This is a genomic window from Streptomyces sp. RFCAC02 (genome assembly GCF_004193175.1).
In the GTDB taxonomy this organism is placed as follows: Bacteria; Actinomycetota; Actinomycetes; order Streptomycetales; family Streptomycetaceae; genus Streptomyces.
Genome location: NZ_SAUH01000002.1, coordinates 1 through 23083 on the forward strand (window position 1 = coordinate 1; position 23083 = coordinate 23083).

Here is a 23083-nt window from a genome sequence, read left to right on the forward strand (position 1 = left end):
CCTCGCGGGTTTTCGCTATTTATGAAAATTTTCCGGTTTAAGGCGTTTCCGTTCTTCTTCGTCATAACTTAATGTTTTTATTTAAAATACCCTCTGAAAAGAAAGGAAACGACAGGTGCTGAAAGCGAGCTTTTTGGCCTCTGTCGTTTCCTTTCTCTGTTTTTGTCCGTGGAATGAACAATGGAAGTCAACAAAAAGCAGCTGGCTGACATTTTCGGTGCGAGTATCCGTACCATTCAGAACTGGCAGGAACAGGGAATGCCCGTTCTGCGAGGCGGTGGCAAGGGTAATGAGGTGCTTTATGACTCTGCCGCCGTCATAAAATGGTATGCCGAAAGGGATGCTGAAATTGAGAACGAAAAGCTGCGCCGGGAGGTTGAAGAACTGCGGCAGGCCAGCGAGGCAGATCTCCAGCCAGGAACTATTGAGTACGAACGCCATCGACTTACGCGTGCGCAGGCCGACGCACAGGAACTGAAGAATGCCAGAGACTCCGCTGAAGTGGTGGAAACCGCATTCTGTACTTTCGTGCTGTCGCGGATCGCAGGTGAAATTGCCAGTATTCTCGACGGGCTCCCCCTGTCGGTGCAGCGGCGTTTTCCGGAACTGGAAAACCGACATGTTGATTTCCTGAAACGGGATATCATCAAAGCCATGAACAAAGCAGCCGCGCTGGATGAACTGATACCGGGGTTGCTGAGTGAATATATCGAACAGTCAGGTTAACAGGCTGCGGCATTTTGTCCGCGCCGGGCTTCGCTCACTGTTCAGGCCGGAGCCACAGACCGCCGTTGAATGGGCGGATGCTAATTACTATCTCCCGAAAGAATCCGCATACCAGGAAGGGCGCTGGGAAACACTGCCCTTTCAGCGGGCCATCATGAATGCGATGGGCAGCGACTACATCCGTGAGGTGAATGTGGTGAAGTCTGCCCGTGTCGGTTATTCCAAAATGCTGCTGGGTGTTTATGCCTACTTTATAGAGCATAAGCAGCGCAACACCCTTATCTGGTTGCCGACGGATGGTGATGCCGAGAACTTTATGAAAACCCACGTTGAGCCGACTATTCGTGATATTCCGTCGCTGCTGGCGCTGGCCCCGTGGTATGGCAAAAAGCACCGGGATAACACGCTCACCATGAAGCGTTTCACTAATGGGCGTGGCTTCTGGTGCCTGGGCGGTAAAGCGGCAAAAAACTACCGTGAAAAGTCGGTGGATGTGGCGGGTTATGATGAACTTGCTGCTTTTGATGATGATATTGAACAGGAAGGCTCTCCGACGTTCCTGGGTGACAAGCGTATTGAAGGCTCGGTCTGGCCAAAGTCCATCCGTGGCTCCACGCCAAAAGTGAGAGGCACCTGTCAGATTGAGCGTGCAGCCAGTGAATCCCCGCATTTTATGCGTTTTCATGTTGCCTGCCCGCATTGCGGGGAGGAGCAGTATCTTAAATTTGGCGACAAAGAGACGCCGTTTGGCCTCAAATGGACGCCGGATGACCCCTCCAGCGTGTTTTATCTCTGCGAGCATAATGCCTGCGTCATCCGCCAGCAGGAGCTGGACTTTACTGATGCCCGTTATATCTGCGAAAAGACCGGGATCTGGACCCGTGATGGCATTCTCTGGTTTTCGTCATCCGGTGAAGAGATTGAGCCACCTGACAGTGTGACCTTTCACATCTGGACAGCGTACAGCCCGTTCACCACCTGGGTGCAGATTGTCAAAGACTGGATGAAAACGAAAGGGGATACGGGAAAACGTAAAACCTTCGTAAACACCACGCTCGGTGAGACGTGGGAGGCGAAAATTGGCGAACGTCCGGATGCTGAAGTGATGGCAGAGCGGAAAGAGCATTATTCAGCGCCCGTTCCTGACCGTGTGGCTTACCTGACCGCCGGTATCGACTCCCAGCTGGACCGCTACGAAATGCGCGTATGGGGATGGGGGCCGGGTGAGGAAAGCTGGCTGATTGACCGGCAGATTATTATGGGCCGCCACGACGATGAACAGACGCTGCTGCGTGTGGATGAGGCCATCAATAAAACCTATACCCGCCGGAATGGTGCAGAAATGTCGATATCCCGTATCTGCTGGGATACTGGCGGGATTGACCCGACCATTGTGTATGAACGCTCGAAAAAACATGGGCTGTTCCGGGTGATCCCCATTAAAGGGGCATCCGTCTACGGAAAGCCGGTGGCCAGCATGCCACGTAAGCGAAACAAAAACGGGGTTTACCTTACCGAAATCGGTACGGATACCGCGAAAGAGCAGATTTATAACCGCTTCACACTGACGCCGGAAGGGGATGAACCGCTTCCCGGTGCCGTTCACTTCCCGAATAACCCGGATATTTTTGATCTGACCGAAGCGCAGCAGCTGACTGCTGAAGAGCAGGTCGAAAAATGGGTGGATGGCAGGAAAAAAATACTGTGGGACAGCAAAAAGCGACGCAATGAGGCACTCGACTGCTTCGTTTATGCGCTGGCGGCGCTGCGCATCAGTATTTCCCGCTGGCAGCTGGATCTCAGTGCGCTGCTGGCGAGCCTGCAGGAAGAGGATGGTGCAGCAACCAACAAGAAAACACTGGCAGATTACGCCCGTGCCTTATCCGGAGAGGATGAATGACGCGACAGGAAGAACTTGCCGCTGCCCGTGCGGCACTGCATGACCTGATGACAGGTAAACGGGTGGCAACAGTACAGAAAGACGGACGAAGGGTGGAGTTTACGGCCACTTCCGTGTCTGACCTGAAAAAATATATTGCAGAGCTGGAAGTGCAGACCGGCATGACACAGCGACGCAGGGGACCTGCAGGATTTTATGTATGAAAACGCCCACCATTCCCACCCTTCTGGGGCCGGACGGCATGACATCGCTGCGCGAATATGCCGGTTATCACGGCGGTGGCAGCGGATTTGGAGGGCAGTTGCGGTCGTGGAACCCACCGAGTGAAAGTGTGGATGCAGCCCTGTTGCCCAACTTTACCCGTGGCAATGCCCGCGCAGACGATCTGGTACGCAATAACGGCTATGCCGCCAACGCCATCCAGCTGCATCAGGATCATATCGTCGGGTCTTTTTTCCGGCTCAGTCATCGCCCAAGCTGGCGCTATCTGGGCATCGGGGAGGAAGAAGCCCGTGCCTTTTCCCGCGAGGTTGAAGCGGCATGGAAAGAGTTTGCCGAGGATGACTGCTGCTGCATTGACGTTGAGCGAAAACGCACGTTTACCATGATGATTCGGGAAGGTGTGGCCATGCACGCCTTTAACGGTGAACTGTTCGTTCAGGCCACCTGGGATACCAGTTCGTCGCGGCTTTTCCGGACACAGTTCCGGATGGTCAGCCCGAAGCGCATCAGCAACCCGAACAATACCGGCGACAGCCGGAACTGCCGTGCCGGTGTGCAGATTAATGACAGCGGTGCGGCGCTGGGATATTACGTCAGCGAGGACGGGTATCCTGGCTGGATGCCGCAGAAATGGACATGGATACCCCGTGAGTTACCCGGCGGGCGCGCCTCGTTCATTCACGTTTTTGAACCCGTGGAGGACGGGCAGACTCGCGGTGCAAATGTGTTTTACAGCGTGATGGAGCAGATGAAGATGCTCGACACGCTGCAGAACACGCAGCTGCAGAGCGCCATTGTGAAGGCGATGTATGCCGCCACCATTGAGAGTGAGCTGGATACGCAGTCAGCGATGGATTTTATTCTGGGCGCGAACAGTCAGGAGCAGCGGGAAAGGCTGACCGGCTGGATTGGTGAAATTGCCGCGTATTACGCCGCAGCGCCGGTCCGGCTGGGAGGCGCAAAAGTACCGCACCTGATGCCGGGTGACTCACTGAACCTGCAGACGGCTCAGGATACGGATAACGGCTACTCCGTGTTTGAGCAGTCACTGCTGCGGTATATCGCTGCCGGGCTGGGTGTCTCGTATGAGCAGCTTTCCCGGAATTACGCCCAGATGAGCTACTCCACGGCACGGGCCAGTGCGAACGAGTCGTGGGCGTACTTTATGGGGCGGCGAAAATTCGTCGCATCCCGTCAGGCGAGCCAGATGTTTCTGTGCTGGCTGGAAGAGGCCATCGTTCGCCGCGTGGTGACGTTACCTTCAAAAGCGCGCTTCAGTTTTCAGGAAGCCCGCAGTGCCTGGGGGAACTGCGACTGGATAGGCTCCGGTCGTATGGCCATCGATGGTCTGAAAGAAGTTCAGGAAGCGGTGATGCTGATAGAAGCCGGACTGAGTACCTACGAGAAAGAGTGCGCAAAACGCGGTGACGACTATCAGGAAATTTTTGCCCAGCAGGTCCGTGAAACGATGGAGCGCCGTGCAGCCGGTCTTAAACCGCCCGCCTGGGCGGCTGCAGCATTTGAATCCGGGCTGCGACAATCAACAGAGGAGGAGAAGAGTGACAGCAGAGCTGCGTAATCTCCCGCATATTGCCAGCATGGCCTTTAATGAGCCGCTGATGCTTGAACCCGCCTATGCGCGGGTTTTCTTTTGTGCGCTTGCAGGCCAGCTTGGGATCAGCAGCCTGACGGATGCGGTGTCCGGCGACAGCCTGACTGCCCAGGAGGCACTCGCGACGCTGGCATTATCCGGTGATGATGACGGACCACGACAGGCCCGCAGTTATCAGGTCATGAACGGCATCGCCGTGCTGCCGGTGTCCGGCACGCTGGTCAGCCGGACGCGGGCGCTGCAGCCGTACTCGGGGATGACCGGTTACAACGGCATTATCGCCCGTCTGCAACAGGCTGCCAGCGATCCGATGGTGGACGGCATTCTGCTCGATATGGACACGCCCGGCGGGATGGTGGCGGGGGCATTTGACTGCGCTGACATCATCGCCCGTGTGCGTGACATAAAACCGGTATGGGCGCTTGCCAACGACATGAACTGCAGTGCAGGTCAGTTGCTTGCCAGTGCCGCCTCCCGGCGTCTGGTCACGCAGACCGCCCGGACAGGCTCCATCGGCGTCATGATGGCTCACAGTAATTACGGTGCTGCGCTGGAGAAACAGGGTGTGGAAATCACGCTGATTTACAGCGGCAGCCATAAGGTGGATGGCAACCCCTACAGCCATCTTCCGGATGACGTCCGGGAGACACTGCAGTCCCGGATGGACGCAACCCGCCAGATGTTTGCGCAGAAGGTGTCGGCATATACCGGCCTGTCCGTGCAGGTTGTGCTGGATACCGAGGCTGCAGTGTACAGCGGTCAGGAGGCCATTGATGCCGGACTGGCTGATGAACTTGTTAACAGCACCGATGCGATCACCGTCATGCGTGATGCACTGGATGCACGTAAATCCCGTCTCTCAGGAGGGCGAATGACCAAAGAGACTCAATCAACAACTGTTTCAGCCACTGCTTCGCAGGCTGACGTTACTGACGTGGTGCCAGCGACGGAGGGCGAGAACGCCAGCGCGGCGCAGCCGGACGTGAACGCGCAGATCACCGCAGCGGTTGCGGCAGAAAACAGCCGCATTATGGGGATCCTCAACTGTGAGGAGGCTCACGGACGCGAAGAACAGGCACGCGTGCTGGCAGAAACCCCCGGTATGACCGTGAAAACGGCCCGCCGCATTCTGGCCGCAGCACCACAGAGTGCACAGGCGCGCAGTGACACTGCGCTGGATCGTCTGATGCAGGGGGCACCGGCACCGCTGGCTGCAGGTAACCCGGCATCTGATGCCGTTAACGATTTGCTGAACACACCAGTGTAAGGGATGTTTATGACGAGCAAAGAAACCTTTACCCATTACCAGCCGCAGGGCAACAGTGACCCGGCTCATACCGCAACCGCGCCCGGCGGATTGAGTGCGAAAGCGCCTGCAATGACCCCGCTGATGCTGGACACCTCCAGCCGTAAGCTGGTTGCGTGGGATGGCACCACCGACGGTGCTGCCGTTGGCATTCTTGCGGTTGCTGCTGACCAGACCAGCACCACGCTGACGTTCTACAAGTCCGGCACGTTCCGTTATGAGGATGTGCTCTGGCCGGAGGCTGCCAGCGACGAGACGAAAAAACGGACCGCGTTTGCCGGAACGGCAATCAGCATCGTTTAACTTTACCCTTCATCACTAAAGGCCGCCTGTGCGGCTTTTTTTACGGGATTTTTTTATGTCGATGTACACAACCGCCCAACTGCTGGCGGCAAATGAGCAGAAATTTAAGTTTGATCCGCTGTTTCTGCGTCTCTTTTTCCGTGAGAGCTATCCCTTCACCACGGAGAAAGTCTATCTCTCACAAATTCCGGGACTGGTAAACATGGCGCTGTACGTTTCGCCGATTGTTTCCGGTGAGGTTATCCGTTCCCGTGGCGGCTCCACCTCTGAATTTACGCCGGGATATGTCAAGCCGAAGCATGAAGTGAATCCGCAGATGACCCTGCGTCGCCTGCCGGATGAAGATCCGCAGAATCTGGCGGACCCGGCTTACCGCCGCCGTCGCATCATCATGCAGAACATGCGTGACGAAGAGCTGGCCATTGCTCAGGTCGAAGAGATGCAGGCAGTTTCTGCCGTGCTTAAGGGCAAATACACCATGACCGGTGAAGCCTTCGATCCGGTTGAGGTGGATATGGGCCGCAGTGAGGAGAATAACATCACGCAGTCCGGCGGCACGGAGTGGAGCAAGCGTGACAAGTCCACGTATGACCCGACCGACGATATCGAAGCCTACGCGCTGAACGCCAGCGGTGTGGTGAATATCATCGTGTTCGATCCGAAAGGCTGGGCGCTGTTCCGTTCCTTCAAAGCCGTCAAGGAGAAGCTGGATACCCGTCGTGGCTCTAATTCCGAGCTGGAGACAGCGGTGAAAGACCTGGGCAAAGCGGTGTCCTATAAGGGGATGTATGGCGATGTGGCCATCGTCGTGTATTCCGGACAGTACGTGGAAAACGGCGTCAAAAAGAACTTCCTGCCGGACAACACGATGGTGCTGGGGAACACTCAGGCACGCGGTCTGCGCACCTATGGCTGCATTCAGGATGCGGACGCACAGCGCGAAGGCATTAACGCCTCTGCCCGTTACCCGAAAAACTGGGTGACCACCGGCGATCCGGCGCGTGAGTTCACCATGATTCAGTCAGCACCGCTGATGCTGCTGGCTGACCCTGATGAGTTCGTGTCCGTACAACTGGCGTAATCATGGCCCTTCGGGGCCATTGTTTCTCTGTGGAGGAGTCCATGACGAAAGATGAACTGATTGCCCGTCTCCGCTCGCTGGGTGAACAACTGAACCGTGATGTCAGCCTGACGGGGACGAAAGAAGAACTGGCGCTCCGTGTGGCAGAGCTGAAAGAGGAGCTTGATGACACGGATGAAACTGCCGGTCAGGACACCCCTCTCAGCCGGGAAAATGTGCTGACCGGACATGAAAATGAGGTGGGATCAGCGCAGCCGGATACCGTGATTCTGGATACGTCTGAACTGGTCACGGTCGTGGCACTGGTGAAGCTGCATACTGATGCACTTCACGCCACGCGGGATGAACCTGTGGCATTTGTGCTGCCGGGAACGGCGTTTCGTGTCTCTGCCGGTGTGGCAGCCGAAATGACAGAGCGCGGCCTGGCCAGAATGCAATAACGGGAGGCGCTGTGGCTGATTTCGATAACCTGTTCGATGCTGCCATTGCCCGCGCCGATGAAACGATACGCGGGTACATGGGAACGTCAGCCACCATTACATCCGGTGAGCAGTCAGGTGCGGTGATACGTGGTGTTTTTGATGACCCTGAAAATATCAGCTATGCCGGACAGGGCGTGCGCGTTGAAGGCTCCAGCCCGTCCCTGTTTGTCCGGACTGATGAGGTGCGGCAGCTGCGGCGTGGAGACACGCTGACCATCGGTGAGGAAAATTTCTGGGTAGATCGGGTTTCGCCGGATGATGGCGGAAGTTGTCATCTCTGGCTTGGACGGGGCGTACCGCCTGCCGTTAACCGTCGCCGCTGAAAGGGGGATGTATGGCCATAAAAGGTCTTGAGCAGGCCGTTGAAAACCTCAGCCGTATCAGCAAAACGGCGGTGCCTGGTGCCGCCGCAATGGCCATTAACCGCGTTGCTTCATCCGCGATATCGCAGTCGGCGTCACAGGTTGCCCGTGAGACAAAGGTACGCCGGAAACTGGTAAAGGAAAGGGCCAGGCTGAAAAGGGCCACGGTCAAAAATCCGCAGGCCAGAATCAAAGTTAACCGGGGGGATTTGCCCGTAATCAAGCTGGGTAATGCGCGGGTTGTCCTTTCGCGCCGCAGGCGTCGTAAAAAGGGGCAGCGTTCATCCCTGAAAGGTGGCGGCAGCGTGCTTGTGGTGGGTAACCGTCGTATTCCCGGCGCGTTTATTCAGCAACTGAAAAATGGCCGGTGGCATGTCATGCAGCGTGTGGCTGGGAAAAACCGTTACCCCATTGATGTGGTGAAAATCCCGATGGCGGTGCCGCTGACCACGGCGTTTAAACAAAATATTGAGCGGATACGGCGTGAACGTCTTCCGAAAGAGCTGGGCTATGCGCTGCAGCATCAACTGAGGATGGTAATAAAGCGATGAAACATACTGAACTCCGTGCAGCCGTACTGGATGCACTGGAGAAGCATGACACCGGGGCGACGTTTTTTGATGGTCGCCCCGCTGTTTTTGATGAGGCGGATTTTCCGGCAGTTGCCGTTTATCTCACCGGCGCTGAATACACGGGCGAAGAGCTGGACAGCGATACCTGGCAGGCGGAGCTGCATATCGAAGTTTTCCTGCCTGCTCAGGTGCCGGATTCAGAGCTGGATGCGTGGATGGAGTCCCGGATTTATCCGGTGATGAGCGATATCCCGGCACTGTCAGATTTGATCACCAGTATGGTGGCCAGCGGCTATGACTACCGGCGCGACGATGATGCGGGCTTGTGGAGTTCAGCCGATCTGACTTATGTCATTACCTATGAAATGTGAGGACGCTATGCCTGTACCAAATCCTACAATGCCGGTGAAAGGTGCCGGGACCACCCTGTGGGTTTATAAGGGGAGCGGTGACCCTTACGCGAATCCGCTTTCAGACGTTGACTGGTCGCGTCTGGCAAAAGTTAAAGACCTGACGCCCGGCGAACTGACCGCTGAGTCCTATGACGACAGCTATCTCGATGATGAAGATGCAGACTGGACTGCGACCGGGCAGGGGCAGAAATCTGCCGGAGATACCAGCTTCACGCTGGCGTGGATGCCCGGAGAGCAGGGGCAGCAGGCGCTGCTGGCGTGGTTTAATGAAGGCGATACCCGTGCCTATAAAATCCGCTTCCCGAACGGCACGGTCGATGTGTTCCGTGGCTGGGTCAGCAGTATCGGTAAGGCGGTGACGGCGAAGGAAGTGATCACCCGCACGGTGAAAGTCACCAATGTGGGACGTCCGTCGATGGCAGAAGATCGCAGCACGGTAACAGCGGCAACCGGCATGACCGTGACGCCTGCCAGCACCTCGGTGGTGAAAGGGCAGAGCACCACGCTGACCGTGGCCTTCCAGCCGGAGGGCGTAACCGACAAGAGCTTTCGTGCGGTGTCTGCGGATAAAACAAAAGCCACCGTGTCGGTCAGTGGTATGACCATCACCGTGAACGGCGTTGCTGCAGGCAAGGTCAACATTCCGGTTGTATCCGGTAATGGTGAGTTTGCTGCGGTTGCAGAAATTACCGTCACCGCCAGTTAATCCGGAGAGTCAGCGATGTTCCTGAAAACCGAATCATTTGAACATAACGGTGTGACCGTCACGCTTTCTGAACTGTCAGCCCTGCAGCGCATTGAGCATCTCGCCCTGATGAAACGGCAGGCAGAACAGGCGGAGTCAGACAGCAACCGGAAGTTTACTGTGGAAGACGCCATCAGAACCGGCGCGTTTCTGGTGGCGATGTCCCTGTGGCATAACCATCCGCAGAAGACGCAGATGCCGTCCATGAATGAAGCCGTTAAACAGATTGAGCAGGAAGTGCTTACCACCTGGCCCACGGAGGCAATTTCTCATGCTGAAAACGTGGTGTACCGGCTGTCTGGTATGTATGAGTTTGTGGTGAATAATGCCCCTGAACAGACAGAGGACGCCGGGCCCGCAGAGCCTGTTTCTGCGGGAAAGTGTTCGACGGTGAGCTGAGTTTTGCCCTGAAACTGGCGCGTGAGATGGGGCGACCCGACTGGCGTGCCATGCTTGCCGGGATGTCATCCACGGAGTATGCCGACTGGCACCGCTTTTACAGTACCCATTATTTTCATGATGTTCTGCTGGATATGCACTTTTCCGGGCTGACGTACACCGTGCTCAGCCTGTTTTTCAGCGATCCGGATATGCATCCGCTGGATTTCAGTCTGCTGAACCGGCGCGAGGCTGACGAAGAGCCTGAAGATGATGTGCTGATGCAGAAAGCGGCAGGGCTTGCCGGAGGTGTCCGCTTTGGCCCGGACGGGAATGAAGTTATCCCCGCTTCCCCGGATGTGGCGGACATGACGGAGGATGACGTAATGCTGATGACAGTATCAGAAGGGATCGCAGGAGGAGTCCGGTATGGCTGAACCGGTAGGCGATCTGGTCGTTGATTTGAGTCTGGATGCGGCCAGATTTGACGAGCAGATGGCCAGAGTCAGGCGTCATTTTTCTGGTACGGAAAGTGATGCGAAAAAAACAGCGGCAGTCGTTGAACAGTCGCTGAGCCGACAGGCGCTGGCTGCACAGAAAGCGGGGATTTCCGTCGGGCAGTATAAAGCCGCCATGCGTATGCTGCCTGCACAGTTCACCGACGTGGCCACGCAGCTTGCAGGCGGGCAAAGTCCGTGGCTGATCCTGCTGCAACAGGGGGGCAGGTGAAGGACTCCTTCGGCGGGATGATCCCCATGTTCAGGGGGCTTGCCGGTGCGATCACCCTGCCGATGGTGGGGGCCACCTCGCTGGCGGTGGCGACCGGTGCGCTGGCGTATGCCTGGTATCAGGGCAACTCAACCCTGTCCGATTTCAACAAAACGCTGGTCCTTTCCGGCAATCAGGCGGGACTGACGGCAGATCGTATGCTGGTCCTGTCCAGAGCCGGGCAGGCGGCAGGGCTGACGTTTAACCAGACCAGCGAGTCACTCAGCGCACTGGTTAAGGCGGGGGTAAGCGGTGAGGCTCAGATTGCGTCCATCAGCCAGAGTGTGGCGCGTTTCTCCTCTGCATCCGGCGTGGAGGTGGACAAGGTCGCTGAAGCCTTCGGGAAGCTGACCACAGACCCGACGTCGGGGCTGACGGCGATGGCTCGCCAGTTCCATAACGTGTCGGCGGAGCAGATTGCGTATGTTGCTCAGTTGCAGCGTTCCGGCGATGAAGCCGGGGCATTGCAGGCGGCGAACGAGGCCGCAACGAAAGGGTTTGATGACCAGACCCGCCGCCTGAAAGAGAACATGGGCACGCTGGAGACCTGGGCAGACAGGACTGCGCGGGCATTCAAATCCATGTGGGATGCGGTGCTGGATATTGGTCGTCCTGATACCGCGCAGGAGATGCTGATTAAGGCAGAGGCTGCGTATAAGAAAGCAGACGACATCTGGAATCTGCGCAAGGATGATTATTTTGTTAACGATGAAGCGCGGGCGCGTTACTGGGATGATCGTGAAAAGGCCCGTCTTGCGCTTGAAGCCGCCCGAAAGAAGGCTGAGCAGCAGACTCAACAGGACAAAAATGCGCAGCAGCAGAGCGATACCGAAGCGTCACGGCTGAAATATACCGAAGAGGCGCAGAAGGCTTACGAACGGCTGCAGACGCCGCTGGAGAAATATACCGCCCGTCAGGAAGAACTGAACAAGGCACTGAAAGACGGGAAAATCCTGCAGGCGGATTACAACACGCTGATGGCGGCGGCGAAAAAGGATTATGAAGCGACGCTGAAAAAGCCGAAACAGTCCAGCGTGAAGGTGTCTGCGGGCGATCGTCAGGAAGACAGTGCTCATGCTGCCCTGCTGACGCTTCAGGCAGAACTCCGGACGCTGGAGAAGCATGCCGGAGCAAATGAGAAAATCAGCCAGCAGCGCCGGGATTTGTGGAAGGCGGAGAGTCAGTTCGCGGTACTGGAGGAGGCGGCGCAACGTCGCCAGCTGTCTGCACAGGAGAAATCCCTGCTGGCGCATAAAGATGAGACGCTGGAGTACAAACGCCAGCTGGCTGCACTTGGCGACAAGGTTACGTATCAGGAGCGCCTGAACGCGCTGGCGCAGCAGGCGGATAAATTCGCACAGCAGCAACGGGCAAAACGGGCCGCCATTGATGCGAAAAGCCGGGGGCTGACTGACCGGCAGGCAGAACGGGAAGCCACGGAACAGCGCCTGAAGGAACAGTATGGCGATAATCCGCTGGCGCTGAATAACGTCATGTCAGAGCAGAAAAAGACCTGGGCGGCTGAAGACCAGCTTCGCGGGAACTGGATGGCAGGCCTGAAGTCCGGCTGGAGTGAGTGGGAAGAGAGCGCCACGGACAGTATGTCGCAGGTAAAAAGTGCAGCCACGCAGACCTTTGATGGTATTGCACAGAATATGGCGGCGATGCTGACCGGCAGTGAGCAGAACTGGCGCAGCTTCACCCGTTCCGTGCTGTCCATGATGACAGAAATTCTGCTTAAGCAGGCAATGGTGGGGATTGTCGGGAGTATCGGCAGCGCCATTGGCGGGGCTGTTGGTGGCGGCGCATCCGCGTCAGGCGGTACAGCCATTCAGGCCGCTGCGGCGAAATTCCATTTTGCAACCGGAGGATTTACGGGAACCGGCGGCAAATATGAGCCAGCGGGGATTGTTCACCGTGGTGAGTTTGTCTTCACGAAGGAGGCAACCAGCCGGATTGGCGTGGGGAATCTTTACCGGCTGATGCGCGGCTATGCCACCGGCGGTTATGTCGGTACACCGGGCAGCATGGCAGACAGCCGGTCGCAGGCGTCCGGGACGTTTGAGCAGAATAACCATGTGGTGATTAACAACGACGGCACGAACGGGCAGATAGGTCCGGCTGCTCTGAAGGCGGTGTATGACATGGCCCGCAAGGGTGCCCGTGATGAAATTCAGACACAGATGCGTGATGGTGGCCTGTTCTCCGGAGGTGGACGATGAAGACCTTCCGCTGGAAAGTGAAACCCGGTATGGATGTGGCTTCGGTCCCTTCTGTAAGAAAGGTGCGCTTTGGTGATGGCTATTCTCAGCGAGCGCCTGCCGGGCTGAATGCCAACCTGAAAACGTACAGCGTGACGCTTTCTGTCCCCCGTGAGGAGGCCACGGTACTGGAGTCGTTTCTGGAAGAGCACGGGGGCTGGAAATCCTTTCTGTGGACGCCGCCTTATGAGTGGCGGCAGATAAAGGTGACCTGCGCAAAATGGTCGTCGCGGGTCAGTATGCTGCGTGTTGAGTTCAGCGCAGAGTTTGAACAGGTGGTGAACTGATGCAGGATATCCGGCAGGAAACACTGAATGAATGCACCCGTGCGGAGCAGTCGGCCAGCGTGGTGCTCTGGGAAATCGACCTGACAGAGGTCGGTGGAGAACGTTATTTTTTCTGTAATGAGCAGAACGAAAAAGGTGAGCCGGTCACCTGGCAGGGGCGACAGTATCAGCCGTATCCCATTCAGGGGAGCGGTTTTGAACTGAATGGCAAAGGCACCAGTACGCGCCCCACGCTGACGGTTTCTAACCTGTACGGTATGGTCACCGGGATGGCGGAAGATATGCAGAGTCTGGTCGGCGGAACGGTGGTCCGGCGTAAGGTTTACGCCCGTTTTCTGGATGCGGTGAACTTCGTCAACGGAAACAGTTACGCCGATCCGGAGCAGGAGGTGATCAGCCGCTGGCGCATTGAGCAGTGCAGCGAACTGAGCGCGGTGAGTGCCTCCTTTGTACTGTCCACGCCGACGGAAACGGATGGCGCTGTTTTTCCGGGACGTATCATGCTGGCCAACACCTGCACCTGGACCTATCGCGGTGACGAGTGCGGTTATAGCGGTCCGGCTGTCGCGGATGAATATGACCAGCCAACGTCCGATATCACGAAGGATAAATGCAGCAAATGCCTGAGCGGTTGTAAGTTCCGCAATAACGTCGGCAACTTTGGCGGCTTCCTTTCCATTAACAAACTTTCGCAGTAAATCCCATGACACAGACAGAATCAGCGATTCTGGCGCACGCCCGGCGATGTGCGCCAGCGGAGTCGTGCGGCTTCGTGGTAAGCACGCCGGAGGGGGAAAGATATTTCCCCTGCGTGAATATCTCCGGTGAGCCGGAGGCGTATTTCCGTATGTCGCCGGAAGACTGGCTGCAGGCAGAAATGCAGGGTGAGATTGTGGCGCTGGTCCACAGCCACCCCGGTGGTCTGCCCTGGCTGAGTGAGGCCGACCGGCGGCTGCAGGTGCAGAGTGATTTGCCGTGGTGGCTGGTCTGCCGGGGGACGATTCATAAGTTCCGCTGTGTGCCGCATCTCACCGGGCGGCGCTTTGAGCACGGTGTGACGGACTGTTACACACTGTTCCGGGATGCTTATCATCTGGCGGGGATTGAGATGCCGGACTTTCATCGTGAGGATGACTGGTGGCGTAACGGCCAGAATCTCTATCTGGATAATCTGGAGGCGACGGGGCTGTATCAGGTGCCGTTGTCAGCGGCACAGCCGGGCGATGTGCTGCTGTGCTGTTTTGGTTCATCAGTGCCGAATCACGCCGCAATTTACTGCGGCGACGGCGAGCTGCTGCACCATATTCCTGAACAACTGAGCAAACGAGAGAGGTACACCGACAAATGGCAGCGACGCACACACTCCCTCTGGCGTCACCGGGCATGGCGCGCATCTGCCTTTACGGGGATTTACAACGATTTGGTCGCCGCATCGACCTTCGTGTGAAAACGGGGGCTGAAGCCATCCGGGCACTGGCCACACAGCTCCCGGCGTTTCGTCAGAAACTGAGCGACGGCTGGTATCAGGTACGGATTGCCGGGCGGGACGTCAGCACGTCCGGGTTAACGGCGCAGTTACATGAGACTCTGCCTGATGGCGCTGTAATTCATATTGTTCCCAGAGTCGCCGGGGCCAAGTCAGGTGGCGTATTCCAGATTGTCCTGGGGGCTGCCGCCATTGCCGGATCATTCTTTACCGCCGGAGCCACCCTTGCAGCATGGGGGGCAGCCATTGGGGCCGGTGGTATGACCGGCATCCTGTTTTCTCTCGGTGCCAGTATGGTGCTCGGTGGTGTGGCGCAGATGCTGGCACCGAAAGCCAGAACTCCCCGTATACAGACAACGGATAACGGTAAGCAGAACACCTATTTCTCCTCACTGGATAACATGGTTGCCCAGGGCAATGTTCTGCCTGTTCTGTACGGGGAAATGCGCGTGGGGTCACGCGTGGTTTCTCAGGAGATCAGCACGGCAGACGAAGGGGACGGTGGTCAGGTTGTGGTGATTGGTCGCTGATGCAAAATGTTTTATGTGAAACCGCCTGCGGGCGGTTTTGTCATTTATGGAGCGTGAGGAATGGGTAAAGGAAGCAGTAAGGGGCATACCCCGCGCGAAGCGAAGGACAACCTGAAGTCCACGCAGTTGCTGAGTGTGATCGATGCCATCAGCGAAGGGCCGATTGAAGGTCCGGTGGATGGCTTAAAAAGCGTGCTGCTGAACAGTACGCCGGTGCTGGACACTGAGGGGAATACCAACATATCCGGTGTCACGGTGGTGTTCCGGGCTGGTGAGCAGGAGCAGACTCCGCCGGAGGGATTTGAATCCTCCGGCTCCGAGACGGTGCTGGGTACGGAAGTGAAATATGACACGCCGATCACCCGCACCATTACGTCTGCAAACATCGACCGTCTGCGCTTTACCTTCGGTGTACAGGCACTGGTGGAAACCACCTCAAAGGGTGACAGGAATCCGTCGGAAGTCCGCCTGCTGGTTCAGATACAACGTAACGGTGGCTGGGTGACGGAAAAAGACATCACCATTAAGGGCAAAACCACCTCGCAGTATCTGGCCTCGGTGGTGATGGGTAACCTGCCGCCGCGCCCGTTTAATATCCGGATGCGCAGGATGACGCCGGACAGCACCACAGACCAGCTGCAGAACAAAACGCTCTGGTCGTCATACACTGAAATCATCGATGTGAAACAGTGCTACCCGAACACGGCACTGGTCGGCGTGCAGGTGGACTCGGAGCAGTTCGGCAGCCAGCAGGTGAGCCGTAATTATCATCTGCGCGGGCGTATTCTGCAGGTGCCGTCGAACTATAACCCGCAGACGCGGCAATACAGCGGTATCTGGGACGGAACGTTTAAACCGGCATACAGCAACAACATGGCCTGGTGTCTGTGGGATATGCTGACCCATCCGCGCTACGGCATGGGGAAACGTCTTGGTGCGGCGGATGTGGATAAATGGGCGCTGTATGTCATCGGCCAGTACTGCGACCAGTCAGTGCCGGACGGCTTTGGCGGCACGGAGCCGCGCATCACCTGTAATGCGTACCTGACCACACAGCGTAAGGCGTGGGATGTGCTCAGCGATTTCTGCTCGGCGATGCGCTGTATGCCGGTATGGAACGGGCAGACGCTGACGTTCGTGCAGGACCGACCGTCGGATAAGACGTGGACCTATAACCGCAGTAATGTGGTGATGCCGGATGATGGCGCGCCGTTCCGCTACAGCTTCAGCGCCCTGAAGGACCGCCATAATGCCGTTGAGGTGAACTGGATTGACCCGAACAACGGCTGGGAGACGGCGACAGAGCTTGTTGAAGATACGCAGGCCATTGCCCGTTACGGTCGTAATGTTACGAAGATGGATGCCTTTGGCTGTACCAGCCGGGGGCAGGCACACCGCGCCGGGCTGTGGCTGATTAAAACAGAACTGCTGGAAACGCAGACCGTGGATTTCAGCGTCGGCGCAGAAGGGCTTCGCCATGTACCGGGCGATGTTATTGAAATCTGCGATGATGACTATGCCGGTATCAGCACCGGTGGTCGTGTGCTGGCGGTGAACAGCCAGACCCGGACGCTGACGCTCGACCGTGAAATCACGCTGCCATCCTCCGGTACCGCGCTGATAAGCCTGGTTGACGGAAGTGGCAATCCGGTCAGCGTGGAGGTTCAGTCCGTCACCGACGGCGTGAAGGTAAAAGTGAGCCGTGTTCCTGACGGTGTTGCTGAATACAGCGTATGGGAGCTGAAGCTGCCGACGCTGCGCCAGCGACTGTTCCGCTGCGTGAGTATCCGTGAGAACGACGACGGCACGTATGCCATCACCGCCGTGCAGCATGTGCCGGAAAAAGAGGCCATCGTGGATAACGGGGCGCACTTTGACGGCGAACAGAGTGGCACGGTGAATGGTGTCACGCCGCCAGCGGTGCAGCACCTGACCGCAGAAGTCACTGCAGACAGCGGGGAATATCAGGTGCTGGCGCGATGGGACACACCGAAGGTGGTGAAGGGCGTGAGTTTCCTGCTCCGTCTGACCGTAACAGCGGACGACGGCAGTGAGCGGCTGGTCAGCACGGCCCGGACGACGGAAACCACATACCGCTTCACGCAACTGGCGCTGGGGAACTACAGGCTGACAGTCCGGGCGGTAAATGCGTGGGGGCAGCAGGGCGATCCGGCGTCGGTATCGTTCCGGATTGCCGCACCGGCAGCACCGTCGAGGATTGAGCTGACGCCGGGCTATTTTCAGATAACCGCCACGCCGCATCTTGCCGTTTATGACCCGACGGTACAGTTTGAGTTCTGGTTCTCGGAAAAGCAGATTGCGGATATCAGACAGGTTGAAACCAGCACGCGTTATCTTGGTACGGCGCTGTACTGGATAGCCGCCAGTATCAATATCAAACCGGGCCATGATTATTACTTTTATATCCGCAGTGTGAACACCGTTGGCAAATCGGCATTCGTGGAGGCCGTCGGTCGGGCGAGCGATGATGCGGAAGGTTACCTGGATTTTTTCAAAGGCAAGATAACCGAATCCCATCTCGGCAAGGAGCTGCTGGAAAAAGTCGAGCTGACGGAGGATAACGCCAGCAGACTGGAGGAGTTTTCGAAAGAGTGGAAGGATGCCAGTGATAAGTGGAATGCCATGTGGGCTGTCAAAATTGAGCAGACCAAAGACGGCAAACATTATGTCGCGGGTATTGGCCTCAGCATGGAGGACACGGAGGAAGGCAAACTGAGCCAGTTTCTGGTTGCCGCCAATCGTATCGCATTTATTGACCCGGCAAACGGGAATGAAACGCCGATGTTTGTGGCGCAGGGCAACCAGATATTCATGAACGACGTGTTCCTGAAGCGCCTGACGGCCCCCACCATTACCAGCGGCGGCAATCCTCCGGCCTTTTCCCTGACACCGGACGGAAAGCTGACCGCTAAAAATGCGGATATCAGTGGCAGTGTGAATGCGAACTCCGGGACGCTCAGTAATGTGACGATAGCTGAAAACTGTACGATAAACGGTACGCTGAGGGCGGAAAAAATCGTCGGGGACATTGTAAAGGCGGCGAGCGCGGCTTTTCCGCGCCAGCGTGAAAGCAGTGTGGACTGGCCGTCAGGTACCCGTACTGTCACCGTGACCGATGACCATCCTTTTGATCGCCAGATAGTGGTGCTTCCGCTGACGTTTCGCGGAAGTAAGCGTACTGTCAGCGGCAGGACAACGTATTCGATGTGTTATCTGAAAGTACTGATGAACGGTGCGGTGATTTATGATGGCGCGGCGAACGAGGCGGTACAGGTGTTCTCCCGTATTGTTGACATGCCAGCGGGTCGGGGAAACGTGATCCTGACGTTCACGCTTACGTCCACACGGCATTCGGCAGATATTCCGCCGTATACGTTTGCCAGCGATGTGCAGGTTATGGTGATTAAGAAACAGGCGCTGGGCATCAGCGTGGTCTGAGTGTGTTACAGAGGTTCGTCCGGGAACGGGCGTTTTATTATAAAACAGTGAGAGGTGAACGATGCGTAATGTGTGTATTGCCGTTGCTGTCTTTGCCGCACTTGCGGTGACAGTCACTCCGGCCCGTGCGGAAGGTGGACATGGTACGTTTACGGTGGGCTATTTTCAAGTGAAACCGGGTACATTGCCGTCGTTGTCGGGCGGGATACCGGTGTGAGTCATCTGAAAGGGATTAACGTGAAGTACCGTTATGAGCTGACGGACAGTGTGGGGGTGATGGCTTCCCTGGGGTTCGCCGCGTCGAAAAAGAGCAGCACAGTGATGACCGGGGAGGATACGTTTCACTATGAGAGCCTGCGTGGACGTTATGTGAGCGTGATGGCCGGACCGGTTTTACAAATCAGTAAGCAGGTCAGTGCGTACGCCATGGCCGGAGTGGCTCACAGTCGGTGGTCCGGCAGTACAATGGATTACCGTAAGACGGAAATCACTCCCGGGTATATGAAAGAGACGACCACTGCCAGGGACGAAAGTGCAATGCGGCATACCTCAGTGGCGTGGAGTGCAGGTATACAGATTAATCCGGCAGCGTCCGTCGTTGTTGATATTGCTTATGAAGGCTCCGGCAGTGGCGACTGGCGTACTGACGGATTCATCGTTGGGGTCGGTTATAAATTCTGATTAGCCAGGTAACACAGTGTTATGACAGCCCGCCGGAACCGGTGGGCTTTTTTGTGGGGTGAATATGGCAGTAAAGATTTCAGGAGTCCTGAAAGACGGCACAGGAAAACCGGTACAGAACTGCACCATTCAGCTGAAAGCCAGACGTAACAGCACCACGGTGGTGGTGAACACGGTGGGCTCAGAGAATCCGGATGAAGCCGGGCGTTACAGCATGGATGTGGAGTACGGTCAGTACAGTGTCATCCTGCAGGTTGACGGTTTTCCACCATCGCACGCCGGGACCATCACCGTGTATGAAGATTCACAACCGGGGACGCTGAATGATTTTCTCTGTGCCATGACGGAGGATGATGCCCGGCCGGAGGTGCTGCGTCGTCTTGAACTGATGGTGGAAGAGGTGGCGCGTAACGCGTCCGTGGTGGCACAGAGTACGGCAGACGCGAAGAAATCAGCCGGCGATGCCAGTGCATCAGCTGCTCAGGTCGCGGCCCTTGTGACTGATGCAACTGACTCAGCACGCGCCGCCAGCACGTCCGCCGGACAGGCTGCATCGTCAGCTCAGGAAGCGTCCTCCGGCGCAGAAGCGGCATCAGCAAAGGCCACTGAAGCGGAAAAAAGTGCCGCAGCCGCAGAGTCCTCAAAAAACGCGGCGGCCACCAGTGCCGGTGCGGCGAAAACGTCAGAAACGAATGCTGCAGCGTCACAACAATCAGCCGCCACGTCTGCCTCCACCGCGGCCACGAAAGCGTCAGAGGCCGCCACTTCAGCACGAGATGCGGTGGCCTCAAAAGAGGCAGCAAAATCATCAGAAACGAACGCATCATCAAGTGCCGGTCGTGCAGCTTCCTCGGCAACGGCGGCAGAAAATTCTGCCAGGGCGGCAAAAACGTCCGAGACGAATGCCAGGTCATCTGAAACAGCAGCGGAACGGAGCGCCTCTGCCGCGGCAGACGCAAAAACAGCGGCGGCGGGGAGTGCGTCAACGGCATCCACGAAGGCGACAGAGGCTGCGGGAAGTGCGGTATCAGCATCGCAGAGCAAAAGTGCGGCAGAAGCGGCGGCAATACGTGCAAAAAATTCGGCAAAACGTGCAGAAGATATAGCTTCAGCTGTCGCGCTTGAGGATGCGGACACAACGAGAAAGGGGATAGTGCAGCTCAGCAGTGCAACCAACAGCACGTCTGAAACGCTTGCTGCAACGCCAAAGGCGGTTAAGGTGGTAATGGATGAAACGAACAGAAAAGCCCACTGGACAGTCCGGCACTGACCGGAACGCCAACAGCACCAACCGCGCTCAGGGGAACAAACAATACCCAGATTGCGAACACCGCTTTTGTACTGGCCGCGATTGCAGATGTTATCGACGCGTCACCTGACGCACTGAATACGCTGAATGAACTGGCCGCAGCGCTCGGGAATGATCCAGATTTTGCTACCACCATGACTAACGCGCTTGCGGGTAAACAACCGAAGAATGCGACACTGACGGCGCTGGCAGGGCTTTCCACGGCGAAAAATAAATTACCGTATTTTGCGGAAAATGATGCCGCCAGCCTGACTGAACTGACTCAGGTTGGCAGGGATATTCTGGCAAAAAATTCCGTTGCAGATGTTCTTGAATACCTTGGGGCCGGTGAGAATTCGGCCTTTCCGGCAGGTGCGCCGATCCCGTGGCCATCAGATATCGTTCCGTCTGGCTACGTCCTGATGCAGGGGCAGGCGTTTGACAAATCAGCCTACCCAAAACTTGCTGTCGCGTATCCATCGGGTGTGCTTCCTGATATGCGAGGCTGGACAATCAAGGGGAAACCCGCCAGCGGTCGTGCTGTATTGTCTCAGGAACAGGATGGAATTAAGTCGCACACCCACAGTGCCAGTGCATCCGGTACGGATTTGGGGACGAAAACCACATCGTCGTTTGATTACGGGACGAAAACAACAGGCAGTTTCGATTACGGCACCAAATCGACGAATAACACGGGGGCTCATGCTCACAGTCTGAGCGGTTCAACAGGGGCCGCGGGTGCTCATGCCCACACAAGTGGTTTAAGGATGAACAGTTCTGGCTGGAGTCAGTATGGAACAGCAACCATTACAGGAAGTTTATCCACAGTTAAAGGAACCAGCACACAGGGTATTGCTTATTTATCGAAAACGGACAGTCAGGGCAGCCACAGTCACTCATTGTCCGGTACAGCCGTGAGTGCCGGTGCACATGCGCATACAGTTGGTATTGGTGCGCACCAGCATCCGGTTGTTATCGGTGCTCATGCCCATTCTTTCAGTATTGGTTCACACGGACACACCATCACCGTTAACGCTGCGGGTAACGCGGAAAACACCGTCAAAAACATTGCATTTAACTATATTGTGAGGCTTGCATAATGGCATTCAGAATGAGTGAACAACCACGGACCATAAAAATTTATAATCTGCTGGCCGGAACTAATGAATTTATTGGTGAAGGTGACGCATATATTCCGCCTCATACCGGTCTGCCTGCAAACAGTACCGATATTGCACCGCCAGATATTCCGGCTGGCTTTGTGGCTGTTTTCAACAGTGATGAGGCATCGTGGCATCTCGTTGAAGACCATCGGGGTAAAACCGTCTATGACGTGGCTTCCGGCGACGCGTTATTTATTTCTGAACTCGGTCCGTTACCGGAAAATTTTACCTGGTTATCGCCGGGAGGGGAATATCAGAAGTGGAACGGCACAGCCTGGGTGAAGGATACGGAAGCAGAAAAACTGTTCCGGATCCGGGAGGCGGAAGAAACAAAAAAAAGCCTGATGCAGGTAGCCAGTGAGCATATTGCGCCGCTTCAGGATGCTGCAGATCTGGAAATTGCAACGAAGGAAGAAACCTCGTTGCTGGAAGCCTGGAAGAAGTATCGGGTGTTGCTGAACCGTGTTGATACATCAACTGCACCTGATATTGAGTGGCCTGCTGTCCCTGTTATGGAGTAATCGTTTTGTGATATGCCGCAGAAACGTTGTATGAAATAACGTTCTGCGGTTAGTTAGTATATTGTAAAGCTGAGTATTGGTTTATTTGGCGATTATTATCTTCAGGAGAATAATGGAAGTTCTATGACTCAATTGTTCATAGTGTTTACATCACCGCCAATTGCTTTTAAGACTGAACGCATGAAATATGGTTTTTCGTCATGTTTTGAGTCTGCTGTTGATATTTCTAAAGTCGGTTTTTTTTCTTCGTTTTCTCTAACTATTTTCCATGAAATACATTTTTGATTATTATTTGAATCAATTCCAATTACCTGAAGTCTTTCATCTATAATTGGCATTGTATGTATTGGTTTATTGGAGTAGATGCTTGCTTTTCTGAGCCATAGCTCTGATATCCAAATGAAGCCATAGGCATTTGTTATTTTGGCTCTGTCAGCTGCATAACGCCAAAAAATATATTTATCTGCTTGATCTTCAAATGTTGTATTGATTAAATCAATTGGATGGAATTGTTTATCATAAAAATTAATGTTTGAA

General features: G+C 56.0%; 23 protein-coding genes and 3 pseudogenes. 25 read left to right on the forward strand and 1 reads right to left on the reverse strand.

Annotation, left to right across the window (positions count from 1 at the left end; genetic code table 11):
• The first annotated feature begins 180 nt into the window (after nt 1-180).
• The 25 genes and pseudogenes from EMA09_RS27970 to EMA09_RS28085 all read left to right on the forward strand — a co-directional run bounded on the left by EMA09_RS27970 (nt 181) and on the right by EMA09_RS28085 (nt 22546).
• Nucleotides 181-726 carry a DNA-packaging protein gene (locus EMA09_RS27970; protein WP_000453580.1) on the forward strand — a complete coding sequence of 182 codons (546 nt, stop codon included), beginning with the start codon at nt 181-183 and terminating at the stop codon, nt 724-726.
• Nucleotides 701-2626 carry a phage terminase large subunit family protein gene (locus tag EMA09_RS27975; RefSeq protein WP_001027292.1) on the forward strand — a complete coding sequence of 642 codons (1926 nt, stop codon included), beginning with the start codon at nt 701-703 and terminating at the stop codon, nt 2624-2626. The genes EMA09_RS27970 and EMA09_RS27975 overlap by 26 nt, the downstream gene beginning before the upstream one ends.
• A complete protein-coding gene (locus tag EMA09_RS27980; protein ID WP_000198149.1) occupies nt 2623-2829 on the forward strand; it encodes a gpW family protein in 207 nt (68 codons plus the stop codon). The genes EMA09_RS27975 and EMA09_RS27980 overlap by 4 nt, the downstream gene beginning before the upstream one ends.
• Nucleotides 2826-4427 carry a phage portal protein gene (locus EMA09_RS27985; RefSeq protein WP_001359455.1) on the forward strand — a complete coding sequence of 534 codons (1602 nt, stop codon included), beginning with the start codon at nt 2826-2828 and terminating at the stop codon, nt 4425-4427. The genes EMA09_RS27980 and EMA09_RS27985 overlap by 4 nt, the downstream gene beginning before the upstream one ends.
• The gene (locus tag EMA09_RS27990) at nt 4408-5727 is read left to right on the forward strand and encodes a S49 family peptidase (RefSeq protein WP_000123343.1); all 1320 of its coding nucleotides are present in this window, start codon (nt 4408-4410) and stop codon (nt 5725-5727) included. The genes EMA09_RS27985 and EMA09_RS27990 overlap by 20 nt, the downstream gene beginning before the upstream one ends.
• 9 nt (nt 5728-5736) lie before the next feature.
• Entirely contained in the window at nt 5737-6069 is a 333-nt protein-coding gene (locus tag EMA09_RS27995) for a head decoration protein (protein ID WP_001297109.1), read from the forward strand.
• Nucleotides 6070-6124: 55 nt separating this feature from the next.
• Complete coding sequence (locus EMA09_RS28000; RefSeq protein ID WP_000063280.1) at nt 6125-7150, forward strand: major capsid protein; 1026 nt, start codon at nt 6125-6127, stop codon at nt 7148-7150.
• A 41-nt stretch (nt 7151-7191) separates the two neighbouring features.
• Nucleotides 7192-7590, forward strand: a complete 399-nt coding sequence (locus EMA09_RS28005) for a DNA-packaging protein FI (protein ID WP_000158919.1) — start codon at nt 7192-7194, stop codon at nt 7588-7590.
• Nucleotides 7591-7601: 11 nt separating this feature from the next.
• Nucleotides 7602-7955, forward strand: a complete 354-nt coding sequence (locus tag EMA09_RS28010) for a head-tail joining protein (protein WP_000752979.1) — start codon at nt 7602-7604, stop codon at nt 7953-7955.
• Between the two features lie 11 nt (nt 7956-7966).
• Nucleotides 7967-8545 carry a phage tail protein gene (locus tag EMA09_RS28015; RefSeq protein WP_000975070.1) on the forward strand — a complete coding sequence of 193 codons (579 nt, stop codon included), beginning with the start codon at nt 7967-7969 and terminating at the stop codon, nt 8543-8545.
• Nucleotides 8542-8937 carry a phage minor tail U family protein gene (locus tag EMA09_RS28020; protein WP_000683105.1) on the forward strand — a complete coding sequence of 132 codons (396 nt, stop codon included), beginning with the start codon at nt 8542-8544 and terminating at the stop codon, nt 8935-8937. Before EMA09_RS28015 ends, EMA09_RS28020 begins: the two co-directional genes overlap by 4 nt.
• 7 nt (nt 8938-8944) lie before the next feature.
• Entirely contained in the window at nt 8945-9685 is a 741-nt protein-coding gene (locus EMA09_RS28025) for a phage tail protein (protein WP_001349920.1), read from the forward strand.
• 15 nt (nt 9686-9700) lie between these two features.
• Complete coding sequence (locus EMA09_RS28030) at nt 9701-10123, forward strand: phage minor tail protein G (RefSeq protein WP_000479153.1); 423 nt, start codon at nt 9701-9703, stop codon at nt 10121-10123.
• Nucleotides 10105-10539, forward strand: a complete 435-nt coding sequence (locus tag EMA09_RS28035; protein ID WP_000459457.1) for a phage tail assembly protein T — start codon at nt 10105-10107, stop codon at nt 10537-10539. Before EMA09_RS28030 ends, EMA09_RS28035 begins: the two co-directional genes overlap by 19 nt.
• A pseudogene (locus EMA09_RS28040) lies at nt 10532-13092 on the forward strand (phage tail tape measure protein). Before EMA09_RS28035 ends, EMA09_RS28040 begins: the two are co-directional and overlap by 8 nt.
• Nucleotides 13089-13418 (forward strand): phage tail protein, encoded by a 330-nt coding sequence (locus EMA09_RS28045; protein WP_000847379.1) that lies wholly within the window; start codon nt 13089-13091, stop codon nt 13416-13418. The pseudogene EMA09_RS28040 and the gene EMA09_RS28045 overlap by 4 nt, the downstream one beginning before the upstream one ends.
• Nucleotides 13418-14116, forward strand: coding sequence for a phage minor tail protein L (locus tag EMA09_RS28050; RefSeq protein ID WP_001152639.1), 699 nt, complete (start codon nt 13418-13420; stop codon nt 14114-14116). The genes EMA09_RS28045 and EMA09_RS28050 overlap by 1 nt, the downstream gene beginning before the upstream one ends.
• A 5-nt stretch (nt 14117-14121) precedes the next feature.
• Nucleotides 14122-14865, forward strand: coding sequence for a C40 family peptidase (locus EMA09_RS28055; protein ID WP_000194780.1), 744 nt, complete (start codon nt 14122-14124; stop codon nt 14863-14865).
• Nucleotides 14862-15434 carry a tail assembly protein gene (locus EMA09_RS28060; RefSeq protein ID WP_001407644.1) on the forward strand — a complete coding sequence of 191 codons (573 nt, stop codon included), beginning with the start codon at nt 14862-14864 and terminating at the stop codon, nt 15432-15434. The genes EMA09_RS28055 and EMA09_RS28060 overlap by 4 nt, the downstream gene beginning before the upstream one ends.
• Nucleotides 15435-15494: 60 nt before the next feature.
• A complete protein-coding gene (locus tag EMA09_RS28065; protein ID WP_000515495.1) occupies nt 15495-18893 on the forward strand; it encodes a host specificity protein J in 3399 nt (1132 codons plus the stop codon).
• Between the two features lie 72 nt (nt 18894-18965).
• Complete coding sequence (locus EMA09_RS28070; RefSeq protein WP_240796733.1) at nt 18966-19574, forward strand: Ail/Lom family outer membrane beta-barrel protein; 609 nt, start codon at nt 18966-18968, stop codon at nt 19572-19574.
• A gap of 64 nt (nt 19575-19638) precedes the next feature.
• Nucleotides 19639-20028: pseudogene (locus EMA09_RS29535) on the forward strand (prophage tail fiber N-terminal domain-containing protein); the annotation flags it as partial.
• Between the two features lie 648 nt (nt 20029-20676).
• Nucleotides 20677-20844, forward strand: coding sequence for a phage tail protein (locus tag EMA09_RS29540; RefSeq protein ID WP_080484622.1), 168 nt, complete (start codon nt 20677-20679; stop codon nt 20842-20844).
• A 173-nt stretch (nt 20845-21017) separates the two neighbouring features.
• A complete protein-coding gene (locus tag EMA09_RS28080; protein ID WP_015979257.1) occupies nt 21018-21962 on the forward strand; it encodes a phage tail protein in 945 nt (314 codons plus the stop codon).
• Nucleotides 21962-22546, forward strand: a complete 585-nt coding sequence (locus tag EMA09_RS28085) for a tail fiber assembly protein (RefSeq protein ID WP_015979258.1) — start codon at nt 21962-21964, stop codon at nt 22544-22546. Before EMA09_RS28080 ends, EMA09_RS28085 begins: the two co-directional genes overlap by 1 nt.
• 128 nt (nt 22547-22674) lie before the next feature.
• Here EMA09_RS28085 and EMA09_RS28090 read toward each other — a convergent pair.
• Nucleotides 22675-23083: pseudogene (locus tag EMA09_RS28090) on the reverse strand (hypothetical protein); the annotation flags it as partial.